This is a genomic window from Lacisediminimonas sp., from assembly GCF_030645335.1.
Classification (GTDB): domain Bacteria; phylum Pseudomonadota; class Gammaproteobacteria; order Burkholderiales; family Burkholderiaceae_D; genus Lacisediminimonas.
Genome location: NZ_JAUSNH010000009.1, coordinates 1 through 21163, shown reverse-complemented (window position 1 = coordinate 21163; position 21163 = coordinate 1). Strand labels below are relative to the sequence as shown.

The 21163-nt window shown below is 61.5% G+C and carries 17 protein-coding genes; 13 read left to right on the top strand and 4 right to left on the bottom strand.

Features of this window, described 5'->3' with window-relative positions; translation table 11 throughout:
* Nucleotides 1–20: 20 nt before the first annotated feature.
* Nucleotides 21–1448, bottom strand: coding sequence for an FAD-binding oxidoreductase (locus Q7T64_RS00690; RefSeq protein WP_304789480.1), 1428 nt, complete (start codon nt 1446–1448; stop codon nt 21–23).
* Nucleotides 1449–1770: 322 nt separating this feature from the next.
* On the opposite strand from Q7T64_RS00690, the gene Q7T64_RS00685 reads away from it, so the two are divergent.
* Nucleotides 1771–3150 (top strand): L-serine ammonia-lyase, encoded by a 1380-nt coding sequence (locus Q7T64_RS00685; protein ID WP_304789477.1) that lies wholly within the window; start codon nt 1771–1773, stop codon nt 3148–3150.
* Nucleotides 3151–3302: 152 nt separating this feature from the next.
* Nucleotides 3303–3968: a carbonate dehydratase gene (gene can / locus Q7T64_RS00680; RefSeq protein ID WP_304789475.1), complete on the top strand. Its 666-nt coding sequence runs from the start codon at nt 3303–3305 to the stop codon at nt 3966–3968.
* Between the two features lie 95 nt (nt 3969–4063).
* Here can and Q7T64_RS00675 read toward each other — a convergent pair whose 3' ends face one another.
* Nucleotides 4064–4747 carry a FadR/GntR family transcriptional regulator gene (locus Q7T64_RS00675; protein ID WP_304789473.1) on the bottom strand — a complete coding sequence of 228 codons (684 nt, stop codon included), beginning with the start codon at nt 4745–4747 and terminating at the stop codon, nt 4064–4066.
* Between the two features lie 216 nt (nt 4748–4963).
* On the opposite strand from Q7T64_RS00675, the gene Q7T64_RS00670 reads away from it, so the two are divergent.
* The gene (locus Q7T64_RS00670) at nt 4964–5833 is read left to right on the top strand and encodes a fumarylacetoacetate hydrolase family protein (protein ID WP_304789470.1); all 870 of its coding nucleotides are present in this window, start codon (nt 4964–4966) and stop codon (nt 5831–5833) included.
* A gap of 150 nt (nt 5834–5983) precedes the next feature.
* Nucleotides 5984–6973, top strand: coding sequence for a tripartite tricarboxylate transporter substrate binding protein (locus Q7T64_RS00665; protein ID WP_304789467.1), 990 nt, complete (start codon nt 5984–5986; stop codon nt 6971–6973).
* A gap of 50 nt (nt 6974–7023) precedes the next feature.
* Here Q7T64_RS00665 and Q7T64_RS00660 read toward each other — a convergent pair whose 3' ends face one another.
* The gene (locus tag Q7T64_RS00660) at nt 7024–8751 is read right to left on the bottom strand and encodes a long-chain fatty acid--CoA ligase (protein ID WP_304789465.1); all 1728 of its coding nucleotides are present in this window, start codon (nt 8749–8751) and stop codon (nt 7024–7026) included.
* A gap of 233 nt (nt 8752–8984) precedes the next feature.
* Here Q7T64_RS00660 and Q7T64_RS00655 point away from each other — a divergent pair, with 233 nt between their 5' ends.
* The 9 genes from Q7T64_RS00655 to Q7T64_RS00615 all read left to right on the top strand — a co-directional run bounded on the left by Q7T64_RS00655 (nt 8985) and on the right by Q7T64_RS00615 (nt 20372).
* A complete protein-coding gene (locus Q7T64_RS00655) occupies nt 8985–11243 on the top strand; it encodes a trehalose-6-phosphate synthase (protein WP_304789462.1) in 2259 nt (752 codons plus the stop codon).
* Nucleotides 11244–11495: 252 nt separating this feature from the next.
* Entirely contained in the window at nt 11496–12713 is a 1218-nt protein-coding gene (locus Q7T64_RS00650; protein ID WP_304789460.1) for an amino acid ABC transporter substrate-binding protein, read from the top strand.
* A gap of 39 nt (nt 12714–12752) precedes the next feature.
* On the top strand, nt 12753–13628 hold the full coding sequence (locus Q7T64_RS00645; protein WP_304789458.1) for a branched-chain amino acid ABC transporter permease: 876 nt from the start codon (nt 12753–12755) through the stop codon (nt 13626–13628).
* Nucleotides 13625–15391 (top strand): branched-chain amino acid ABC transporter ATP-binding protein/permease, encoded by a 1767-nt coding sequence (locus tag Q7T64_RS00640; protein WP_304789456.1) that lies wholly within the window; start codon nt 13625–13627, stop codon nt 15389–15391. The genes Q7T64_RS00645 and Q7T64_RS00640 overlap by 4 nt, the downstream gene beginning before the upstream one ends.
* Entirely contained in the window at nt 15391–16098 is a 708-nt protein-coding gene (locus Q7T64_RS00635; protein ID WP_304789454.1) for an ABC transporter ATP-binding protein, read from the top strand. Before Q7T64_RS00640 ends, Q7T64_RS00635 begins: the two co-directional genes overlap by 1 nt.
* 60 nt (nt 16099–16158) lie before the next feature.
* Nucleotides 16159–16926, top strand: coding sequence for a sterol desaturase family protein (locus Q7T64_RS00630; RefSeq protein ID WP_304789450.1), 768 nt, complete (start codon nt 16159–16161; stop codon nt 16924–16926).
* Nucleotides 16927–16964: 38 nt separating this feature from the next.
* The gene (locus tag Q7T64_RS00625; RefSeq protein ID WP_304789447.1) at nt 16965–17732 is read left to right on the top strand and encodes an SDR family NAD(P)-dependent oxidoreductase; all 768 of its coding nucleotides are present in this window, start codon (nt 16965–16967) and stop codon (nt 17730–17732) included.
* Between the two features lie 13 nt (nt 17733–17745).
* The gene (locus Q7T64_RS00620; RefSeq protein WP_304789444.1) at nt 17746–19200 is read left to right on the top strand and encodes an aldehyde dehydrogenase family protein; all 1455 of its coding nucleotides are present in this window, start codon (nt 17746–17748) and stop codon (nt 19198–19200) included.
* Between the two features lie 218 nt (nt 19201–19418).
* Nucleotides 19419–20372: a helix-turn-helix domain-containing protein gene (locus tag Q7T64_RS00615; RefSeq protein WP_304789441.1), complete on the top strand. Its 954-nt coding sequence runs from the start codon at nt 19419–19421 to the stop codon at nt 20370–20372.
* Between the two features lie 234 nt (nt 20373–20606).
* Here Q7T64_RS00615 and Q7T64_RS00610 read toward each other — a convergent pair.
* Nucleotides 20607–21163 (bottom strand): ABC transporter permease (locus tag Q7T64_RS00610; protein ID WP_304789437.1); only part of this gene is annotated, 557 nt, incomplete at its 5' end.

Below are 21163 nucleotides of genomic sequence, written 5' to 3'. Positions count from 1 at the left end.
TTCCTCTCAGCTTGGGCGGTTCAGGGAAGAACGCGCCCGGGATTCATCAGGTTATCAGGATCGAAGGCGGTTTTCAGTCGCATCATCAGTTCCAGCTCGACCGGACTCTTGTACAGCGCCAGTTTGTCACGCTTGAGCTGGCCGATGCCGTGCTCGGCCGAGATCGAGCCATTGACCCTGGTGATCGCCGCATACACGATGCCGTTGAACAGCGGCTGCAATGCGCGGAACGCCGGGCCACTGCCGCCTTCTGCCGGGGCCACGTTGTAGTGCAGGTTGCCGTCGCCCAGATGGCCGAACACGACCATCCGGATACCGGGGCTGGCTTGCTCGAGCGCCGCATTGGTGGCGACGATGAAGTCGCCAATGGCGGAAATCGGCACCGAGATGTCGTGCTTGATGCTGTCGCCTTCGCGGGTCTGCGCCTCGCCGACGCAGTGACGGATATGCCACAGGGATTCGGACTGCGCCATTGACGCAGCCACAGCAGCATCGAGCAGCAAGCCTTGCTCCATCGCTTCTTCCATCAGCCGCTCAAAGCTGTCACGGGCGTGCTCTTCGCTGGTCGGATCGCTGCTTTCGAGCAGCACATGCCACGGCGCCGGCGTATCGAGCGGCTTGCGGCAGGCAGGGAAATGCTTTACCGCGAGCGACATGCAAAAGTCGTTCATCAATTCGAAGCCGGTCAGCGTGGCCGACAGCCGCTGCTGCGCCAGTGCCAGCAAGCGCAGTGCGGCGTGCGGCGATTCGACGGCGGCCATCGCCGTCATGCGCGCTGCCGGTTGCGGGACCATTTTCAGCGTGGCGGCAGTGATGACGCCCAAGGTTCCTTCGGATCCGATGAACAGGTCGCGCAGGTCATAGCCGGTGTTGTCCTTGCGCAGGCCGCGCAGTCCATCCCATACTTTGCCGTCGGCCGTCACCACTTCCAGCCCCAGGCACAATTCGCGCGCATTGCCGTAACGCAGCACCTGCACGCCACCGGCATTGGTGGCGAGATTGCCGCCGATGGTGCAACTGCCTTCGGCGCTGAGCGACAGCGGAAACAGACGCCCGGCCGCACTGGCCGCCTGCTGCACTTCGAGCAAGGTGACGCCGGCGTCGACGGTCAGCGTATTGTTGATCGGGTCGACCGCGCGCACGCGACGCATGCGGCGGGTCGACAGCAGCAAGGCACGACCGTCGGCGTCCGGAATTCCACCGCCGACCATGCCGGTATTACCACCCTGGGTCACGATCGGCACCTGGTGGGCGGCGCACCAGCGCACGATGATGGCGGCGTCTTCTGTCGTGTCGGGTTGGGCCACTGCCAGTGCCTTGCCGCGCCATTTCCCCATCCAGTCGGTCAGGAAAGGCGCCGTGTCGGCGGGATCGGTCAGCAGCCGGCCGGAAAAACTGGCGGCAAGCGATTCAAGCGCGACGATATTGGCCGCAGGGGTGGACTGCATCGACAAATTCTCCATTGATCGGGCAAGCGAATACGAAAGATATATCGGGATTCGCGGCCGCTATGATGCGGCATATCCACGTCAATCCGTGCAAGCTGGCCAACAAGTAAAGACGAAATGATAAAGTCGGGCCGTCAGATGCTGCTTTGCACGGCGTCCCGGACTTGCTGTCTTGGCAGGGCCAGGTAAATCCGCTGCAACCAAGCGCAGATTGCGCTGTCTGCCAGCATGCCGGACGCTTACCCCTGGCGTTTGGCCTGGGATTGCAGTAATGGGTCCGGGCCGCTTGTCATTACTGATTAACGAGAGCAAACCACTATTCATGGCGATCAGCGTTTTCGACTTGTTCAAGATCGGTATCGGCCCCTCCAGTTCGCACACGGTGGGGCCGATGCGCGCAGCGCGCATGTTTGCGCTCGGACTGCAGCGCGATGGATTGCTCGGGCAGGTTGCTGCTGTACGGACCGAACTGTACGGCTCGCTCGGCGCCACCGGCCGCGGACATGGCAGCGACAAGGCAGTCCTGCTGGGACTGGAGGGCGAAACACCGGAAGGCGTCGACCCCGACCAGGTAGCGCCCAGGTTGGCCGGGATCGCCGCCAGTGCAAGCATACGGCTGCTGGGCACGCATGTGGTCGCCTTCGACCCGGCACAGCACCTGCTGTTCTACCGGCGCAAGGCGCTGCCGTTTCATGCCAATGGCATGTGCTTCACCGCGTTCGCGGCCGATGGCAGCGAAATCAGCAGCCGGACCTATTACTCGGTTGGCGGTGGCTTCGTCGTCAACCAGGACGCCACTGGCACGGACCGACTGCTGCCGGATGACACACAATTGGCTTATCCCTTCAACAGCGGGGCCGAGCTGCTGGCGCATTGCGAGCGCGACCAGCTGCGTATCAGCCAGTTGATGCTGGAAAACGAAAAAGCCTGGCGCACCGAACAGGAGGTGCGCACCGGCTTGCTGGCAATCTGGCGCGTGATGCAGCAATGCGTGGAGCGCGGCTGCGCGGCAGAGGGCGAATTGCCGGGCGGCCTGCATTTGCGCCGGCGTGCCGGCGAACTGCATCGCAGCCTGCTGGCCAATAGCCCGGGCAATGCCAGCGATCCCTTGGTGGCGCTGGACTGGGTCAACCTGTACGCGATGGCGGTCAATGAGGAAAACGCGGCAGGCGGGCGGGTCGTCACCGCACCGACCAATGGCGCGGCCGGCATCATTCCCGCCGTGCTGCACTACTACCGCCGCTTCATTGCCAACGCCAGCGACGACGGTGTCGTGCGCTTCTTGCTGACTGCCGGCGCAGTTGGCCTTCTGTACAAGCAAAACGCATCGATTTCCGGCGCCGAAGTCGGCTGCCAGGGGGAGGTGGGGGTGGCCTGCTCGATGGCTGCGGCAGGACTGGCAGAAGTGCTCGGCGGAAGCGTCCGACAGGTCGAAAATGCAGCGGAAATCGGTATGGAACACAATCTTGGCCTGACCTGCGACCCGGTTGGCGGGCTGGTACAGGTTCCCTGCATCGAGCGCAATGCGATGGGCGCGGTCAAGGCCATCAATGCCGCACGCATCGCCTTGCGGGGTGATGGCGAACATCTGGTGTCGCTTGACCAGGTGATCCAGACCATGCGCGAAACCGGTGCCGACATGAAGCTCAAGTACAAGGAAACCTCGCGCGGCGGGCTGGCAGTGAACGTGATCGAATGCTGAGCAGGCACGAAATCCCCGCGATTGTCGACATAGCGCGCTGGCGCCTGGGCGTTGCCAAAGGTGAAATCAAGAGCGGCAAACGAAGCTGGGCGGCAATGTTTGCCGCGCAGTTCCGATAGAATCGCGCCTGCTGCTTTTTTTAATGCAAAAACATGACCGACCAGACCAAAAACAACAATCTTGAGCACCTGTTCGAAAACAATCGACAGTGGGCGCGCGCGATCCTTGACGAGAATCCGGACTTTTTCAAAAAGCTCTCTTCCCAGCAAGCGCCCGAATATCTCTGGATCGGCTGTTCCGACAGCCGGGTTCCGGCAAACGAACTGCTGGGGCTGCTTCCCGGCGACGTATTCGTCCACAGGAACATCGCCAATGTCATCGTCCACAGTGACCTGAACTGCCTTTCCGTATTGCAGTTTGCGATCCAGTTATTGAAGGTCAAGCACATCATTGTCTGCGGCCACTATGGCTGCTCGGGCGTGCACGCCGCGTTGACCAATCGCCGCATCGGCCTGGCCGACAACTGGTTGCGCCACGTGCAGGACGTGCACCAGAAACATGGACGTTACCTGGGCGAAGTCCTGCCCGAGCGCGACCGGCTGGACCGCTTGTGTGAACTCAACGTCATTGAGCAGGCCACCAATGTGAGCCAGACCACCATCGTGCAGGAAGCCTGGGAGCGCGGCCAGGAACTGGCTATCCACAGCTGGATTTACGACGTCAAGGACGGCCTGCTGCGCGAACTTGACCTGACCCTGGCCGGTCCGGATGACTTGCAGGCAAAGCTGCCTCAAAGCATGGCCCGCTACCAGGAATGACGAGCTCGTGGCGTGATGGCGCTGCAGCGCCCTCGCGTCTCGCAGCCGGGGCGGCGTGTCCCGATGCTGTGGCGCCGCAGCGCCAGGGGCGCTGCTTAGTAGCCCAGCATGTTGCGGCGCACCTGCAGCAGGTGGCCGGTCAGTAGGCGCCTGGCGCTCTCGCTGTCGCGGTCTTTCAGTGCGGCGACCAGGTCGCGGTGCTCGCGCTGGTAAACCAGCCGGCGCTCCGGCGTCGCGCTTTTCTTTTTCAGCATGCCCCAGTCGCCTTGTTCGCGCGCAGTATTCATCAGCTGGAACACGCTGCGAACGAAGTTGTTGTGGCTTGCATCGGCAATTGCCTGGTGCAGCGCGCCGTCCCAGTGCTCGAATTCTTCCAGCGTCTGCGCAGCTTCGCCACGGGCGCAGCATTCTTCCATGCGTTTGAAATCGGCCGCGGTGCCATGCCGGACCACGAGATCGATCATCACCGGTTCCATCAATACCCGCGCTTCCATCAGCTCGGCCGGGCTGGTGTGCGTGACGGGCGCGACAGGCTCAGTCGCCTGCAGCCGCGCCGCCAGGTCCGGCGCGACATAGGTGCCGCTACCGACCGCCTGCGTGATGTAGCCCTTGTCCTTGAATTCGGACAGCACACGCCGCACCAGCGCCCGACCCACGGCATAGGTCTGGCTCAACTCCCGTTCGGGCGGCAGCCGGTCGCCGCTTTTCCAGCCGCCCGCGCGCAATTTTTCCATCAGCGCATGCCGTAGAGGCGCAGTGTTATCGATCGGCTTGGACATGGATGCTCCGGGTGCAGGGTTGAAGTCGAGACATTAAATTGGTTCAAAGTATAAACCAATTATGAATCAATTCGCATCGCAAGATGTCATCACCGATCAGCACCTGTCCAATGCCATTCCAAATTTTCATAGGTAAATTCGTACGGTTGACGGGCATGGACATTTGATTTATCTTTGTCGCCCATTCCAAACCATTTCGTACCAATAGGAGTCAGCATGCGTTTTGCGACCATCGAATTGAACGGCGCGCCCACGGTCGCCATTGTCAGCCGCGACGGCAAGCAGTACTGGCCAATGGACGAAGTCCTGCCAGGATTCAAGGGCGACATGGTCGACCTGATCCGCGCCGTTCCGAACCCGCAGGCGCAACTCAAGACCAGTGGCGAAGGCAAGTCTCTGGATGGCATCCGCATCCTGGCGCCGATCCGCAATCCGCGCCGTAATGTGTTCCTGGTCGGCAAGAACTATCACGAGCACGCCAAAGAATTCAACCAGTCCGGCTTCGACGGCTCGAAAGAAGACGCGCCGCCACTGCCGTCGATTTTCACCAAGCCCGGATCGACCATTGTCGGCCCCAACGACCCTGTGTTTTCGCATCCGCAAGCGACCAAGGAAGTCGATTACGAGAACGAATTCACCGTGATCATCGGCCAGGGCGGACGCGGCATCAGCAAGGCCGACGCCTACAGTCATGTGTGGGGCTACACCATCGTCAACGACGTCACGGCGCGCGATTTGCAAAAGCAGGCACGCCAGTGGTTCCTCGGCAAGGCGCTCGATGCCTTCCTGCCGATGGGCCCGGTGATCGTGACGCCGGATGAAATCGATCCCGAAAACCTGCAACTGAAAACCTGGATCAACGGCGAACTGCGCCAGAACGCCAACACCGGCGACCTGATTTTCGATATCCCGACCATCATCGAAGTTCTGTCGGCAGGTATGGCGCTGGAAGCCGGCGACATCATTGCCACCGGTACCGCTGCTGGCGTGGGCATTGGATTCAAGCCACCGAAATTCCTGAAGCCCGGCGACGAGATGAAGCTGGAGATCGAGGGTATCGGTACCTTGTTCAACCGCATGGTTTAACCAGGAAAGGTCCTGCAACAAGGCATCAAGCTGCGTGCGTACCCGACTGTTCGTGCGCGCACGCAGAAGGCAAGGCAGCGGCGCGAGCCGGGTGCCTGCAATCACATAAAACCATTTCGGGAAATCCATGATCCCGAGGAGATATTCACCATGAAATCCATCGTAATTCGCAGCGCCGCCGGTTTCGCTGCCTGCTTCACATTGGCGCTTGGCCTTGCCGCGCCGGCACTGGCACAGGACAATTGGCCGTCCCGCCCCATCACCATGATCGTGCCGTTCCCTCCAGGTGGCGTGGCTGATGCGGTCGGCCGTCCGGTGGCGCAGGCGCTCTCGCGCGAGCTCAAGCAATCGGTAGTGGTCGAGAACAAGGGCGGCGCCGGCGGCGCCATCGGCATGGGTGCGGTTGCCAAGGCAGCGCCGGATGGCTACACCATGCTGATGTCGCTGGCGTCGATGACTACCATTCCGGAAGCCGACAAGCTCAACAACCGGCCGTCGCTGTTCCAGTTGGCGCAACTCAAGCCGATCGCGCGCTTTACGGCCGACCCCACCGTGCTGGTGGTGCGGGCCGATGCGCCGTGGAAAAACATCGACGAGTTCGTCAAGGATGTGCGCAGCAAGCCGGGCAAGTACAGCTTTGCCTCCTCCGGCAACTACGGCACGATGCATGTGCCGATGGAAATGCTGAAGGCCAATGCCAACCTGCGCATCCTGCATGTGCCCTACACCGGCGCGGGTCCGGCGCTGATCGCCTTGTTGGGTGGGCAGGTGGAGGCGGTGGCGACCGGTCCGGCCAGCGTGCTGCAGCACATCAAGGGTGGCAAGCTGCGCGCACTGGCGCATTGGGGTGACGCACCACTGGCGTCGCTGCCCGGCGTGCCCAGCCTGAAAAAATCCGGTTACCCGGTTGAATATGCGCAATGGTCGGGCTTGTTCGTGCCGGCCGGCACGCCGGACGCCATCGTGGCGAAATTGCGGGCGGCAGCGCACCGGGCTGCTGACGATCCTGCAGTACGCCAGACCATCAACGGCGCCGGCAGTCCGATCCAGTACCTCGACATGCCGCAATTCCAGGAATACGTGAACGCCGACGCCCGCAAGATGGCTGAAGTCGTGAAGAAAATCGGCAAGGTCGAGTAAGCGCCATTAGTCGACATTAATCGCCAGGGCCGTCGCGCCCGCCCGCCGCTTCAGCTCGCCGACGGCGGCGTGGCAGCGGCGGCGGCCCTGGCATTTTCGCGTTCCTGCAGTTCGCGCCACTGGACCTTGCCGGCCTGGCTCTTCGGCAGGGCCGGCACGAATTCGATGACGCGCGGACATTTGTAGGCCGCCATGTTCTGGTGCGCCCACGCAATCAATTCCTCAGCACCCGGTGCCGGCAGTTCAGGCCGCAACACCACCACCGCCTTCACCGACTCGCCGCGTTTTTCATCGGATGTGCCGATCACGCAGGCTTCGCGTATCGCCGGATGCCGGTAGAGCAGGGCTTCCACTTCTGCCGGCCAGACCTTGAATCCGGAGGCGTTGATCATCCGTTTTAGCCGGTCGACCATGAAAAAATAGCCTTCCGCATCGACATGGCCGAGGTCGCCGGTGCGCAGGAAGCGCTTGCCGTCGAGTTCGATGAAGGCGTCGCGGTCGGCGTCCGGCTGTTTCCAGTAGCCGCGCATCACATTGGGTGCATGCACCACGATCTCGCCCACCTCACCGTCAGGCAAGCAACGCAAATCCAGCGGATCGACGATGCGGGCATCGACATCAGGCAGTGCAATGCCCAGGCATTGCTTCTTCGGACGTTCGGGCGGATTGATATGCGTTGCCGCCATGGTTTCGGACATACCGTAACCTTCGACGTAGGGCAAGCCCAGCACCTCCTGCAACTTTCGCGCGACGGCCTCCGGCATGGCAGCGCCGCCGCCGCGCACACTGCGAACGCTCGACAAGTCGAACTGGTCCAGCGCCGGATGCGAGAGCAGGTCGACCACCATCGTGACGATCAGTTGCAGGCTGCTGATCCGGTAGCGTTCTACCAGGCGTGCCGCCATGTCGCGATCCCAACGGGGAAGGATCACGATCGTTGCGCCGGCAAACAGCTGGCTATTCATGCCTTGCATGCCGGTCACATGGAACAGGGGCAGGGTCGCCAGCGTGACCGCGTCCTGCTGCGTGCCGAACCATTGGACGCTTGCGACCAGGCCGTACATCACGCCATGATGGGTATGCATGCATCCCTTTGGCTGGCCGGTGGTGCCGGAGGTGTAGGGCATCGCGCACAGGTCGTCTGGTCCGGCCGTGGCCGGTCCGGGCGCGCAGGCCAGCGCCATCATGTCGTGCCACGGGATCGCTCCCTGGCGCGAAAGCGGCTCTCGCGGCGCCGCCACGAAATGCGGCACCGCCAGGTCGGTGGCCACAGGCAGGTAGTCGGAATAGGCCGCCACGATCAGATGTTGCAGGCCGGCGCCACTCGGCGACGCTGCCGCAGCCGGTGCGTCCAGCAGCGGGGCGATCTCGGCCAGCAGGTCCTGTGGCGCAAAGGCGGTGGTGGCGCCGGTGTCATGCAGGTAGTGCGCCAGTTCGACCGTGCGATTCATCGGGTTGACCGGCACCACGACAGCATTGGCGCGCAGGATGCCATAATAGGCCAGCACGAACTGCGGGCTGTTTTGCAAATATAGCAAGACCCGGTCGCCCGCTTTCACGCCGCAATGCTGCTGCAGGAATCCCGCAATGTGTTCGGTCTGCGTCTTGAATTCGCGGTAGGTGATGGCCTTGTCGTAAAAAATGATGCAGGGCTTGTCCGGATAACGCGCGGCGGAGACCTCGATGTTGTAAACCAGGCTGGTCTGCGGCACCGTCAGGTGGCGCGGCTGGCTTGGGGGCCAGTAAGCATGGGGGCGAGCACCCGTGTAAGCGGACATGGTTGGCCTATTGGACGGCAACTTGAACGAGGCGTCATTCTAGCCTGCCGCACTCCGGCGCGCGGGCAAGGAAAATGGTCGGTGTGCTGCGCGCGCACTGGCGCGTACATCTCCGTGATCTGCGTTTATTTTGATCACGGACAATAACCAGTAACTGCAGGCATGATGCCCTGCCTTGGCGTCGCCCAGGATTTGTTCCTGTGGGGCGTATCTGTCAGCCGAAGGGAGAAAAAATGCACTTTCGCGGCCTTTTGTTTGGTCTCAGATTCATCCTGCCCCTGGCAATTGTCCTTGGTTTGAGCGCGTATGCCGTCGTCCCGCTGGTGGACGACCTGACCTTGCGCTGGTTCGTCAAGGACCTCGATATCCGTTCGCGGCTGGTAGCCAACACGCTGCAGGAACCCTTGCAGGACGCCCTGGCCGAGCGCTCGCGCCGCAAAGTCGTGACCCTGCTGGATCGCGCCGCACGTGACGAACGATTGCTGGCGCTGGCCTTCTGCGCACCGGACGGCAGCGTGCAATACAAGACGCCGTCGTGGCCGGCTGCAGTCGGCTGTCGCGACCAGGCCGCCGAGGACGTCACATTGCCGCAGATGGTCAAGTTGCCGCAGGGACCGGTACATGTGAACCGCAACCGCATCGAGCGCGATGGCGAACACATGGGCGACCTGATCCTGGTGCATGACATGAGCTTCATCGAGCGGCGCAGCGCGGATACGCGCAAATACGTGGTCGTGCTGTTCGCCATCCTCGGTGTGCTGATTTCAATGATTACCGTCTTTACTGCATGGCTGAGCTGGCGTGGCTGGATCAATGCGATGAAGGGACTGCTGCGCGGCGAGCTATTGACGTCCCCATCGCGTGGCACGGCGTCGCCAGCCGCAGTGCAGCCCTTGCTCAGCGACCTGCGCGCCCTGGTCAACGAACTCAACCTGGAACGCCGGCAACTGGCCGGCAGCGGCCAGGCCTGGACGCCGGAGCGACTCAGGGAGTTGCTGCGCGACGAACTCGCTGGTGATGAAATCCTGGTCTTGTCCAACCGCGAGCCCTACATCCATCAGCGCACCTCGGATGGCATCGAGGTCAGCCGTCCCGCCAGCGGGTTGGTGACGGCTGTCGAGCCGGTCATGCGCGCCTGCTCAGGCACCTGGATTGCGCATGGCGCCGGTTCGGCCGACCGCGAAACAGTAGACAAGCATGACCGGGTGTCGGTGCCGCCCGGGAATCCTTCCTACCAGTTGCGCCGGGTCTGGCTGACCAAAGCCGAAGAGCAGGGCTATTACTACGGGTTCGCCAATGAAGGGCTGTGGCCCCTGTGCCATATCGCCCATGTGCGCCCGGTGTTCCGGGTCACTGACTGGAACGAATATGTCGCCGTCAACCAGCGCTTTGCCGATACCGTGGTGGAAGAGGCGCATACCGACAATCCGGTCGTGATGGTGCAGGATTACCACTTTGCGCTGGTGCCGGCGATGGTGCGCGAACGCCTGCCCAAGGCCACCATCATCACCTTCTGGCATATCCCATGGCCCAACCCGGAATCGTTCGGCATCTGCCCGTGGCGCGAAGAGATTCTCAAGGGTCTGTTGGGCAGCACCATCCTTGGTTTCCACACGGCCTTCCATTGCAAGAACTTCATGGAAACCGTGGAGCGCTACCTGGAAGCGCGCATCGAGCAGGAGGCATCCACCATTTCGTTCGGCGGCAAGCTGACCCAGGTCGAAGCCTATCCGATTTCGATCGCCTGGCCGGAGGCAGACATGTCGCCGTCCATCGAGCACTGCCGGCTGGAAATCCGGCGCCTGAATGCCTTGCCGGCCGCGCACCGGCTTGCTGTGGGCATCGACCGGCTCGACTATACCAAGGGCATTCTCGAGCGCTTCCAGGCAGTGGAGCGCATGCTGGAATTGCATCCGTCCATGATCGGCCAATTTTCGCTGATCCAGGTTGCGGCGCCCAGTCGCTCTTCGCTGGACGAATACCAGAATTTCGAGGCGCGGGTGAGGGCGCTGGCGCAGCGCATCAACAGCCGTTTTTCCGAGGGCGGTCCGGCTCCCATCATCCTGCGCATTGCCCATCACGAGCACGATGAGGTGCACCGCTATTACCGTGCCGCTGATGTCTGCATGGTGACCAGCCTGCACGACGGCATGAACCTGGTTGCCAAGGAATATGTCGCCGCCCGCGACGACGAACGCGGCGTACTGATCCTGAGCCAGTTCACCGGCGCTGCGCGCGAAATGGCGGAGGCGCTGATCGTCAATCCCTACCATATCGAGCAGGGGGCAGAGACCCTGTATCGGGCATTGACCATGCCGGAAGCCGAGCAACGCGAGCGCATGCGCAGCATGCGTTCGCTGATCAAGGACTTCAATATCTATCGATGGGCCGGACGCATGCTCAACGATGCAGCGCGCCTGCGCCGGCGCGAGCGCATCCAGGCCAAGATCGACCAGCACAGCGAACCGGCGATGTTGAAGCGGGTGGTCTGACAGCTTGTCCGGCTATCCGCCTGACGGACCGGGCCGTCTCGCCAGCGCCCAGCCTTGCCTGTACACAGGCCGCCGCCATCGGCCCGATCCGGGCGATCCTGTCACCCGGGCCATTGCCCATGGCGCTCCCTGTTATTCAGACTTTTCGGTAAATGTGCAGACTGCGCGGTAATGGCATACCCGCCCGCTTCGCATAGCATCGCCGTACTTGCCGGCTTTGCGGCCTGATAAAACACATAACAGGAGATAGAGATGTCGATCCTTCACGCGACGAAACGCTTCGCCGTATTTGTCGTTGCCAGCGCCGGCATGCTCGCCGGCAGCGCCCATGCGACGCCGGGCTCATGCACCGACCCGATTGTGTTCGGGACCACCATCTCCGAATCCGGACCGTTCTCTACGCTGGCCGATAAATGGCGCAAGATGTCCGAGGTGTTTGCCGAAGAGATCAACAAGGGCGGCGGCATCGACGTCAAGTCCTGCAACAAGAAGCTGCCATTGAAATTCGTCATTTATGACGACCAGAGCGTACCGGCTACCGCCACCTCGCTGTACGAGCGCATGGCGAGTGTCGACAAGGTCGATTTCTTCGTCGGCCCGGACTGGTCATCGCTGGGCGGCCCGGTGCCGCCGATCGCTGAAAAGCACAAGATCCCGATGGTTTCGGCCAACGTTGCCACGCCCGCACTCTATGATCGCGGCCTGAAATATTTCTGGGGCACGCCATATCCTGTCGTGCCACGCTGGTCCGAGCGCTATTTCGAAATGCTCTCGAAGATGGATCCCAAGCCCAAGACCATTTATTTCATCACGCACGACAACCCGGTGATGAAGGCAATCAGCGGCTACTGGACCAAAAAAGCGGCCGAGCAGGGCCTGACGGTCCAGGGCAATGAAGTGTTCCCCGGCGACCTGAAGGACTTCACGGCGCTGATCTCGAAGGTGAAAGCGGCCAAGCCGGACGTCATCTATATCAGCTCGTTCGATGGTGCATCGGTACCGCTGGTGCAGCAGATGCGCCAGTTGAAGGTACGCGCAATGGACGTGCATCACGCCATGCTGACCGGCTCGCTGCACCGCCAGGTCGGCAAGGACCTTGAAGGCATGACCGGCGAACTGTCCTGGTATTCCGGACTCAAGGGTCCGTATTCTGAATTCGTCGATCGCGTTCTGCAGCGTTCCGGCATTGATATGTTCGACTACATTTTCACGCTGGGCCGGATCGGTTCCTACCTCACGATGGTGCAGGCAATCGAACGCGCCGGTGCAGTCGACCGCGAAAAAGTGCGTGTCGCACTGACCAAAGGCACCTTCAAATCGCCGGCCGGTGACATCGTGTTCGACGAACGCGGCTTCCCTACCACCAACGGCGCATTCACGATCCAGATGCAAGCTGGCAAGACCGCGGTCGTATGGCCACCGGCAATCGCCACTGCCAAACCGGCATGGCCTTCGCCGAGCTGGCGCTAACCACCCGTAACGGGGCGGCGCAAGCCGCCCCCGACCATCATGACTATTGACACCATTCTCCAGGTCTCGCTTGGCGGCTTGCTGCTGGGCGGCCTGTACGCGCTGGTCGCATTCGGCCTGTCGCTTATCTACGGTATCGTGCGCATCCTCAATTTTGCGCATGGCACCTTGCTGGCGGTGACTGGCGTTGTCGCCAGCCTGCTCTTCACCAAGTACAACCTGCATCCGTTTTTCATCGCATTGCTGCTGGCGCCGGCCGTGTTCCTGGCTGGTTATGCGTTCTACCTGAAGCTGCTGCATCCGCTGGGCAAGCGCAATCATTTCGAGGGCACGGTCGGCACCGTGCTGGTGACGGTCGGTGCGATGCTGATCATCAGCGACGTCACCGCCGTACTGGCAGGCTCTACCCAGCGCAACATCCTGATGCGCTTTGAATCCTTCGAAGTCGGCAATATCGTGATTTCGACCACCCAGCTGACGATCCTGTTCGGCATCGCCGCGCTGACGCTGGCCATGCACCTGTTCCTGACCCGCACCTGGTTCGGCCGCGGCATTCGCGCCGTCACCCAGGATCCCGTGGGCGCCATGGTCTGCGGCGTCAATAGCACCACGCTGCGCGCGCTCACCTTCGCATTCGGTTCGGCCACGGTCGCCGTGGCTGCGGTGCTGTACACCATGTCGTTCCCGGTCAGTCCCTACATGGGCTTTCCGCTGACGGTCAAGGCATTCACCATCATCGTCGTTGGCGGCATCGGCAACCTGCGCGGCGCGCTGCTGGCGGGGATCTTCCTCGGTGTGGCGGAGAGCCTGACCGGTCTGTTCTGGAAAGCGGAATGGGCGCCTGCGCTTTCCGTGGTCATCATGCTGCTGATCCTGGTCATCTGGCCCGAAGGCCGTTCCCGGAGGCCAGCATGAAGACATTCCTGACTCTGGGCGTGCTGGTTGCCGCATTGGCGGCGGTGCCGTTCCTTGGCAGCGCCTACCTGACGTCGTTCCTGTTCACCGTGTTGATAGCCTACATCCTGGCCCAGAGCTGGGATTGGGTGGCTGGTGAAATGGGCTACGTCAACCTTGGCCACTATTGTTTCTATGGCCTCGGCGCGTATGCGTTTTCGATTGCGCTGATGGGTAAATATCCGGCTGCCGTGGCGATACTGGTTGCGGTATTGCTCACCGTGGCGGTGGCTGCGGTGCTGGCTTATCCACTGTTCCGCCTGCGCGGCGACTATTTCGCATTTGCCACCCTGGCCTTGTTGCCGCTGGCCGAACTGCTGGCTTACAACATGGAATGGCTGACCAAAGGCGGCGACGGCATCGTGCTGCCGATCGAAAATGTCGTCTCCCAGACCTACCTGATCGCTTTGGTGGTTTGCGTGGTCACCTTCATCGTCACGATCCGGATCAACGCGATTCGCTTCGGCTATGCGCTCAAGGGCATCCGCAATGACGAGGATGTCGCCGAGGTATTGGGTGTGCGCATTGCGCCGGTCAAGACGGCGGTACTGGCGCTGTCGGCCGCGTTCGCTGCCATTGCCGGCGCTACCCAGGCCTGGCAGATGAGCTATATCGATCCGGCTACCGTTTTTGGCCTGAACGTCGCGCTGATTCCGATCGCCATGGTCTTGTTCGGCGGCTCCGGGTTGCGCTGGGGACCGCTGGTCGGCGTGGTGCTGCTGGCTTGCCTGCAGCAATGGCTGCTGGTGCGCATGGAGATCCTGCATGCCACGGTCTATGGACTTATCATCCTGTTGATCGGACGCTTCATGCCGGGCGGCCTGCTGCGTGCCAACTGGATACGCAATAGCCGCTGGCTGGCGCCGCTGTCGCGTGAGCACCATAGCTTCATTTTCCAGGCGCCGGCCGCTGCGGCGGCGCCGGTAAAAGTGCAGGGCGCCTGGCCCAGGCTGCCGCTGCCCCATCTGAAGCCACGGCCCGGCACGGCGCTGCTGTCCTGCCGCGGCGTACGCATGGAATTCGGCGGCAATGTGGCGGTCGATAACGTCACGCTCGACATCAACGAGGGCGAGATCGTCGGACTGATCGGGCCAAACGGCTCCGGCAAGACCACGTTATTCAACTGCATTTCCCGGGTTTTCGCACCGACCGCCGGTACGCTGACTTTCGGTGGCCAGCCGATGGGGGCACTGCGGCGCGACCAGATTGCCAAGCTCGGCGTCGGTCGCACGCACCAGATTCCACGGCCGTTCGGCGATTTGACGGTGCAGGAAAATATCGCCATTCCGCTGATGTTCCACGACCGCAGCCTGAGTCCTGGACAGGCATTCGAGCAAGCGCGTGCCTTCATGGCCTTTGCTGACCTTGAACGCCGCAGCGGCGACCGCGCCGACGCGCTGTCGCTACAGGAAAAGAAGGCGCTGGAGTTTGCCCGGGCGCTGGCGTGCAAGCCGCGCCTGCTGCTGGTGGACGAAGTGGCCTCTGGCCTTACGCCGATCGAAATCCGTCGCTTTGTCGAACAGATCCGCCATGTGCGCGACGAATATGGCATCACCGTCATCTGGGTCGAGCATATTTTTTCGGCGCTGGCGCAAGTGGTTGACCGTGTAGTGGCGCTTGAACAAGGGGCAGTGATTGCCAATGGACCGCTCGATGAAGTGGTCAAGAATGAACGCGTGCTGCAGGGCTATCTCGGCAGCAGCACCGCAGAGGAGGCAGCCTGATGCTTGAACTAAAGAGCCTGGTCGTCGATCATGGCAAGTTGCGTGCATTGTGGGACGTCAGCCTGGAAGTGCGCCAGGGCGAAAAGGTCGCGCTGCTGGGCGCAAATGGCGCCGGCAAATCGACCACCATCGGCGCTATCGCCGGTATTTATCCGGTGGCTGCGGGCAGCGTGACTTATCAGGGCCAGTCCCTGACCAACGCCAGCCCCGCCGAAGTAGTGCGCAGTGGAATTGCCGCCGTTCCAGAGGGGCGCCGGCTGTTCACCGCGATGACGGTCCAGGAAAACCTGACCATGGGCGCCTATTCGCCGCATTTGCGCGATACCGTCGACGCCGGCCTGGAGAAAGTGTTTTCGCTGTTCCCGATCCTCGACCAAAAGCGCCGTCAGAACGCCGGCGAATTGTCCGGCGGCCAGCAGCAGCAGGTTGCCATTGCGCGCGGACTGATGGCCTCGCCCAAGCTGTTGCTCCTCGACGAGCCGTTCATCGGCGTTGCCCCCAAGGTCATCGATGAGATACTGGACGCATTGCGACGGATTGTGGACGAGGGTGTGACGGTGCTGATGGTCGAGCAGAATATCCATCGTGCATTAAAATTTGCCGGGCGTGCCTATGTCATCGAAAATGGGCGCTCGGTACTCGAAGGAAACCGCGAAAGCCTGCTCGACAATCCGGCGTTTGCGGACAAGTTCCTCGGCCTGGAGTAAAAGTAAGCAGGATAGGCAGCAGGAATAACGACTATCAAGAAACCGAAACAGGAGACAAGCATGCACTACGATGATGAAACCGAGGCACGCTCGCGCGCCTATCGCAAGCAGTACGTGGAATCGACACCGAGCTGGTATCGCGGCGAAATGCACCTGGCATTCACGCTGCTGTTTACCGGTGGCGTGATGGCTTATTGCATCTGGAAGCTGGACGCGCCAAGCTGGCAGGAATGGCTGATGGCGCTGCCGATTTTCCTGTTCGGCAATTACATCGAATGGGCCGGCCATCGTTACCTGCTGCATCGCCCGACAAAATTGATGAAGTCCGTCTACAAGCGCCACGTCGGCACCCATCATCAGTTCTTTACCCACAAATCGCTGGATTACAACGGGCATCGCGACTGGCGCGCATTGCTGTTCCCGCCTTTTGCTCCGGTCATGTTCGTATTGACCGCGCTGCCGATTGCGCTGCTGGTGGGCTACCTCTGGTCGGCCAACGCCGGTTATATCGCCATGCTGACCATGTCCGGCTATTTCATCATGTATGAGGGGCTGCACACCTTGTCCCATGTCGAGAACAGTCGTTTCCTCGACAATCTGCCGCTGGTGAACAGCGTGCGCCGCATGCACGTGATCCACCATAATCCTGAATTCATGCATACCCATAACTTCAACCTGACCTTCCCGATCTGCGATGCGCTGTTTGGCACCAGTGACCTGAACAAGGGTGTCGTTGGTACACTGTTCAACGGCATGACCGATGACGCGATGAAGCCGGAATACAGCGATATCGTGCGTCGCCAGCGCCGGCAGGGCGGCGGCAAGTAAAAATCATAATAGACAAAGTAGACAAAGGAGCAATACAGATGAAGCAGGCAGGAAGGCTAGCAGGACGCATCGCGATCATTACCGGGGCAGCGCAGGGAATCGGCGCCCAATACGCCCACGCACTCGCCGCAGAAGGCGCCAGCGTGGCCGTGGCCGACGTGCAAGACACCAACCCCGTGGCGCAAGCGATTGTCGCCGCTGGCGGCCAGGCACTGGCGCTGCGCGCCGACGTCACCGACGCCGAGTCGGTGCGCGCGATGGTCGCGGCCACCATCGGCCATTTCGGCCGTGTCGACATCCTGATCAACAACGCCGCACTGTTCGGCACGGTATCGCTCAAGCCGTTTGAAGCGCTGGAATCGGCTGAATGGGACCGCATGATGGCAGTCAACGTGCGCGGCGCATTCGAGTGCTGCAAGGCCGTCTCGGCCGAAATGCGCAAGAACCAGTACGGCAAGATCGTCAATATTGCTTCCGGCACCGTATTCAAGGGACCGCCGATGATGCTGCACTACGTGGCCTCCAAAGGCGCGATCGTGGCCATGACGCGCAGCCTGGCGCGCGAACTCGGCAGCGATGGCATTCGCGTCAATACGCTGGCGCCCGGCCTGGTGATGAGTGAAAACGTACTGGCCAATCCGGCCTGGAAGGGCGCCATTACCGAGAACAACGTCGCCAGCCGCGCGATCAAGCGTGAAGCAACGCCGGAAGACATGTGCGGCACCATGCTCTACCTGTGCTCCACCGACAGCGATTTCGTCACCGGCCAGGTACTGGTCGTCGATGGCGGATCGGTAATGCACTGAACAGGACAAGACAATGACAAACGTAACAGCAAAAAACCTGATCAACGGCGAATGGGTCGGGGCGCAGGACGGCGCCATGGGCACCAGCCGCAATCCCGCCAACCAGGAAGCCATTGGCAGCTTTCCGGCCAGCGGCCTGGCTGACGCCAAGGCCGCAATTGCCGCAGCCGCAGCCGCGTTCGAGCTGCCGAACTGGGCCCAGAATCCGCGGCTGCGCCAACTGGTCATGCTGCGCTGGGCCGACCGCCTGGAGCAGCGCGCCGAATACCTGGCACAGTTGCTGACCCGCGAAAACGGCAAGGTGATCGCCCAGTCGCGCGGCGAGCTCATCGGCGCCGTATCCGAGATCCGTTATTACGCCGGCCTCACGCGTTACATTCCCGGTCACGCGTTCGAAGTCGAGCCCGGTGTGTACTCGACCATGATCAAGGAGCCGGCCGGTGTTGCCGGCATTATCGTGCCGTGGAATGCGCCGGTCGTGTTGCTGATCCGCTCGCTGACACCGGCGCTGTGCGCTGGCTGCACCACCGTGATCAAGCCAGCGCCACAGACCGCGCTGATCACCTATGAGGTATTGCGCGACCTGCATGAAGCGCAGGGATTGCCGCCCGGCGTGCTGAACCTGGTCAGCGAGACTGGCCACGCTGTCGCGCAGGAACTGGTGGCCAGCCCGGATGTGAGCGTCATCAGCTTCACCGGCTCGAATGCCACCGGCGCGCGCATCATGGCCGACGCTGCACCGACCATGAAGAAACTGTCGCTCGAACTCGGCGGCAAATCCTGCTGCCTGGTGTTCCCGGATGCCGATCCGTCCGTGGTGGCGCCAGCGCTGGCCCAGGCGGCCGTGATCATTTCCGGACAACAATGCACGGCAGCGCGCCGGATCCTGGTGCACGGTAGCCGTTACGATGAAATGAAAGCGGCGCTGACACAGTCCTTCAAGGACTTGCGGGTTGGTTTTGGCGAGGCAGCCGGCATGCATATGGGCCCCTTGATCGATACCACTGCGGTGCGGCATGTGCAGGAACGGGTGCAGATGGCGCTGGATACCTGCGATGAGGTGATCCTGAAGGGTGGACGTCTAGGCGGCGACCTGCAGGCTGGCAACTTCCTGGCGCCGACGCTGGTGGCGCATCGTGATACCGGGGCGTTCTTTTGCCAGGAGGAGATTTTCGGGCCGTTCGTGGTGCTGGAACGCTTTGAAGATGAGAAAGAGGCGGTGGCGCGGACCAATCATACCGAGTATGGTTTGTCAGCCAGTGTCTGGACCAATGACGGGGCGCGGGCGATGCGGGTTTCGCGGGCGATCCGGAGTGGGACTATCTGGATTAATGACCATAATAAGCTGTTTGCCGAGGCGGAGACTGGTGGATACCGGAAGAGTGGTATCGGGCGCCTGCATGGATATGATGCTTTGGTGGATTTCCTCGAGATCAAGCATATTTATCAGAATGCTGGGGTTGTTTAGGGATTGAGTTTTTGGGTTTGTTTATTTCGGCGGCTGCTTTATTGGGCCGCCGGTTTTTTGGTTTGCTTTGGCTGTTGGACATCGTATAAACAACCTTGCTGCAACGCACAACAGCTCACCCCCCAAACCCCCTGAATACCCGTTAAGATTGCACCCGCACGAGTCCAAACGCACCCCTGCGCCAAGGCCACCCGCCCGCACCCAACAAACCCATCCCTATGTCCACTGCCATCCGCATATTCCAGGGCAAATTCGGCAGAGTAGCCCTGCTGGACATGGACAGCTCGCTGGTCACCCACGCCCATTCCCAATGCCACGTGCTGCTAAAGGCCAGCGGCGCAGACTCATTCTTCTCGGTGCGCGACCAGTTGCAGCCGCTCAACGAAGACACCGCCGTACTGGTCAATAGTTGGGAACCGCACTGCTACGTGCACCAGAATCCCCAGGCGCCCCGCACCCAGATCCTGGCGCTCTACATAGAGCCGATCTGGCTGGGCGGCATCGAACGCAAACTCACCTCCAGCGCCCATCCGGGATTTTTCCGCCGCCCCTGCGTCGAAATCTCCCGGCATATCCGCCGCCTGGCAGATGAACTGGCCATGCAGATGATGTGCGGCGAGCACTTCAGCGAGGATCAGCTGGAAATTTCGCTATCGAACCTGATGATGTCGGTGATCGATGCGTTTTCCGAATGGCGCAGCGTCGACCTCACTGGCGCGACACGGCCGCAGTTGGTACAGGACCGCCGCATCCGCCGCGCCATCACCCTGATGCGCGACAACCTCGGCGCCGAAATCAATGTCGAGCGCCTGGCGCGGGAGGCCTGCCTGTCGCGCGCACATTTCTTCAAGCTGTTCCAGCGCTGCACGGCCGTCACGCCGCATGTCTACTCGAATGTGCTGCGCATGGAAAATGCAATCGTCAGCCTCGCCTGCAGCGGCGATTCGCTGTGTTCGATTTCGCAGCGCCTGGGCTTCTCGGCCCAGAGCCACTTCACCCGGTTTTTCCAGCAGCACCTGGGCATTGCCCCCAGCCAGTATCGGCGCGTAGTCGATCTGTATGAGGCGCAGGAGGTCAATCTGGACCAGCACGATGTGGCTGTCATCAGCCGTTCGCAATCGCTGGTCGACTCAACGCTGAAATCAAAGATCTGGCCGAGCCACAACGGATAAGGATGGCGCTGTAAGCTCGGACAAGGCAATTGCACCGCCGTTCGATGCGCGCGAACATGCGCTGGCTGCTAAGGCCGCCTATCTTGCAGGGCGAGCTTGCCGCTCCGGCAAGGCTGTTCACACACACATAAACGAAAAAATGGGCGTTCCGCTCGTCGAAGCAAAACGCCCATCCCGGTCCGGCAATGTCATTTGACCGGCGTCCCGGCGCTGCATGAAGCAGCGTTCAGTCGCCTAGCGGTCGCGCCGCCATGGCAACACCAGCAATTCCACTTCGTTGAGCACCCAGGTAATCACGAATCCCAGGATGGCGATCGCCACCAGTCCGACGTACATGGTCTCCACCGACAGCACTTGCCAGGCATCCCAGATCATGAAGCCAATACCGGTCTTGGCGCCGACCATTTCCGAAATGGCGATCAGGATCAGGCCCATGCCGACGCCCAGCTTGATGCCCGCCATGATCGACGGCATCGCACCCGGCAGGGCGATCGTGTAAAAGGTTTGCCAGCGGCTGGCGCCGAAGTTCTTGCCAACGTCGAGGTAAATACGGTCGATCTGCAAGACACCGGACATGGTGTTGATCACCACCGGGAAGAACACGCCGAGCGCCACCATCACGATCTTGGACGATTCGCCCAGGCCGAAGATCAGCAGGATCAGTGGCAGGATCGCGCTTTTCGGTATCGGATAAGTCGCGGCAATCAAGGGGTCGATGGCAACCCGTATCGGCCGGTACAAGCCCATCGCGATGCCTAGCGCCAACGCCGGGATGCCGCCCAGCAGCGAGC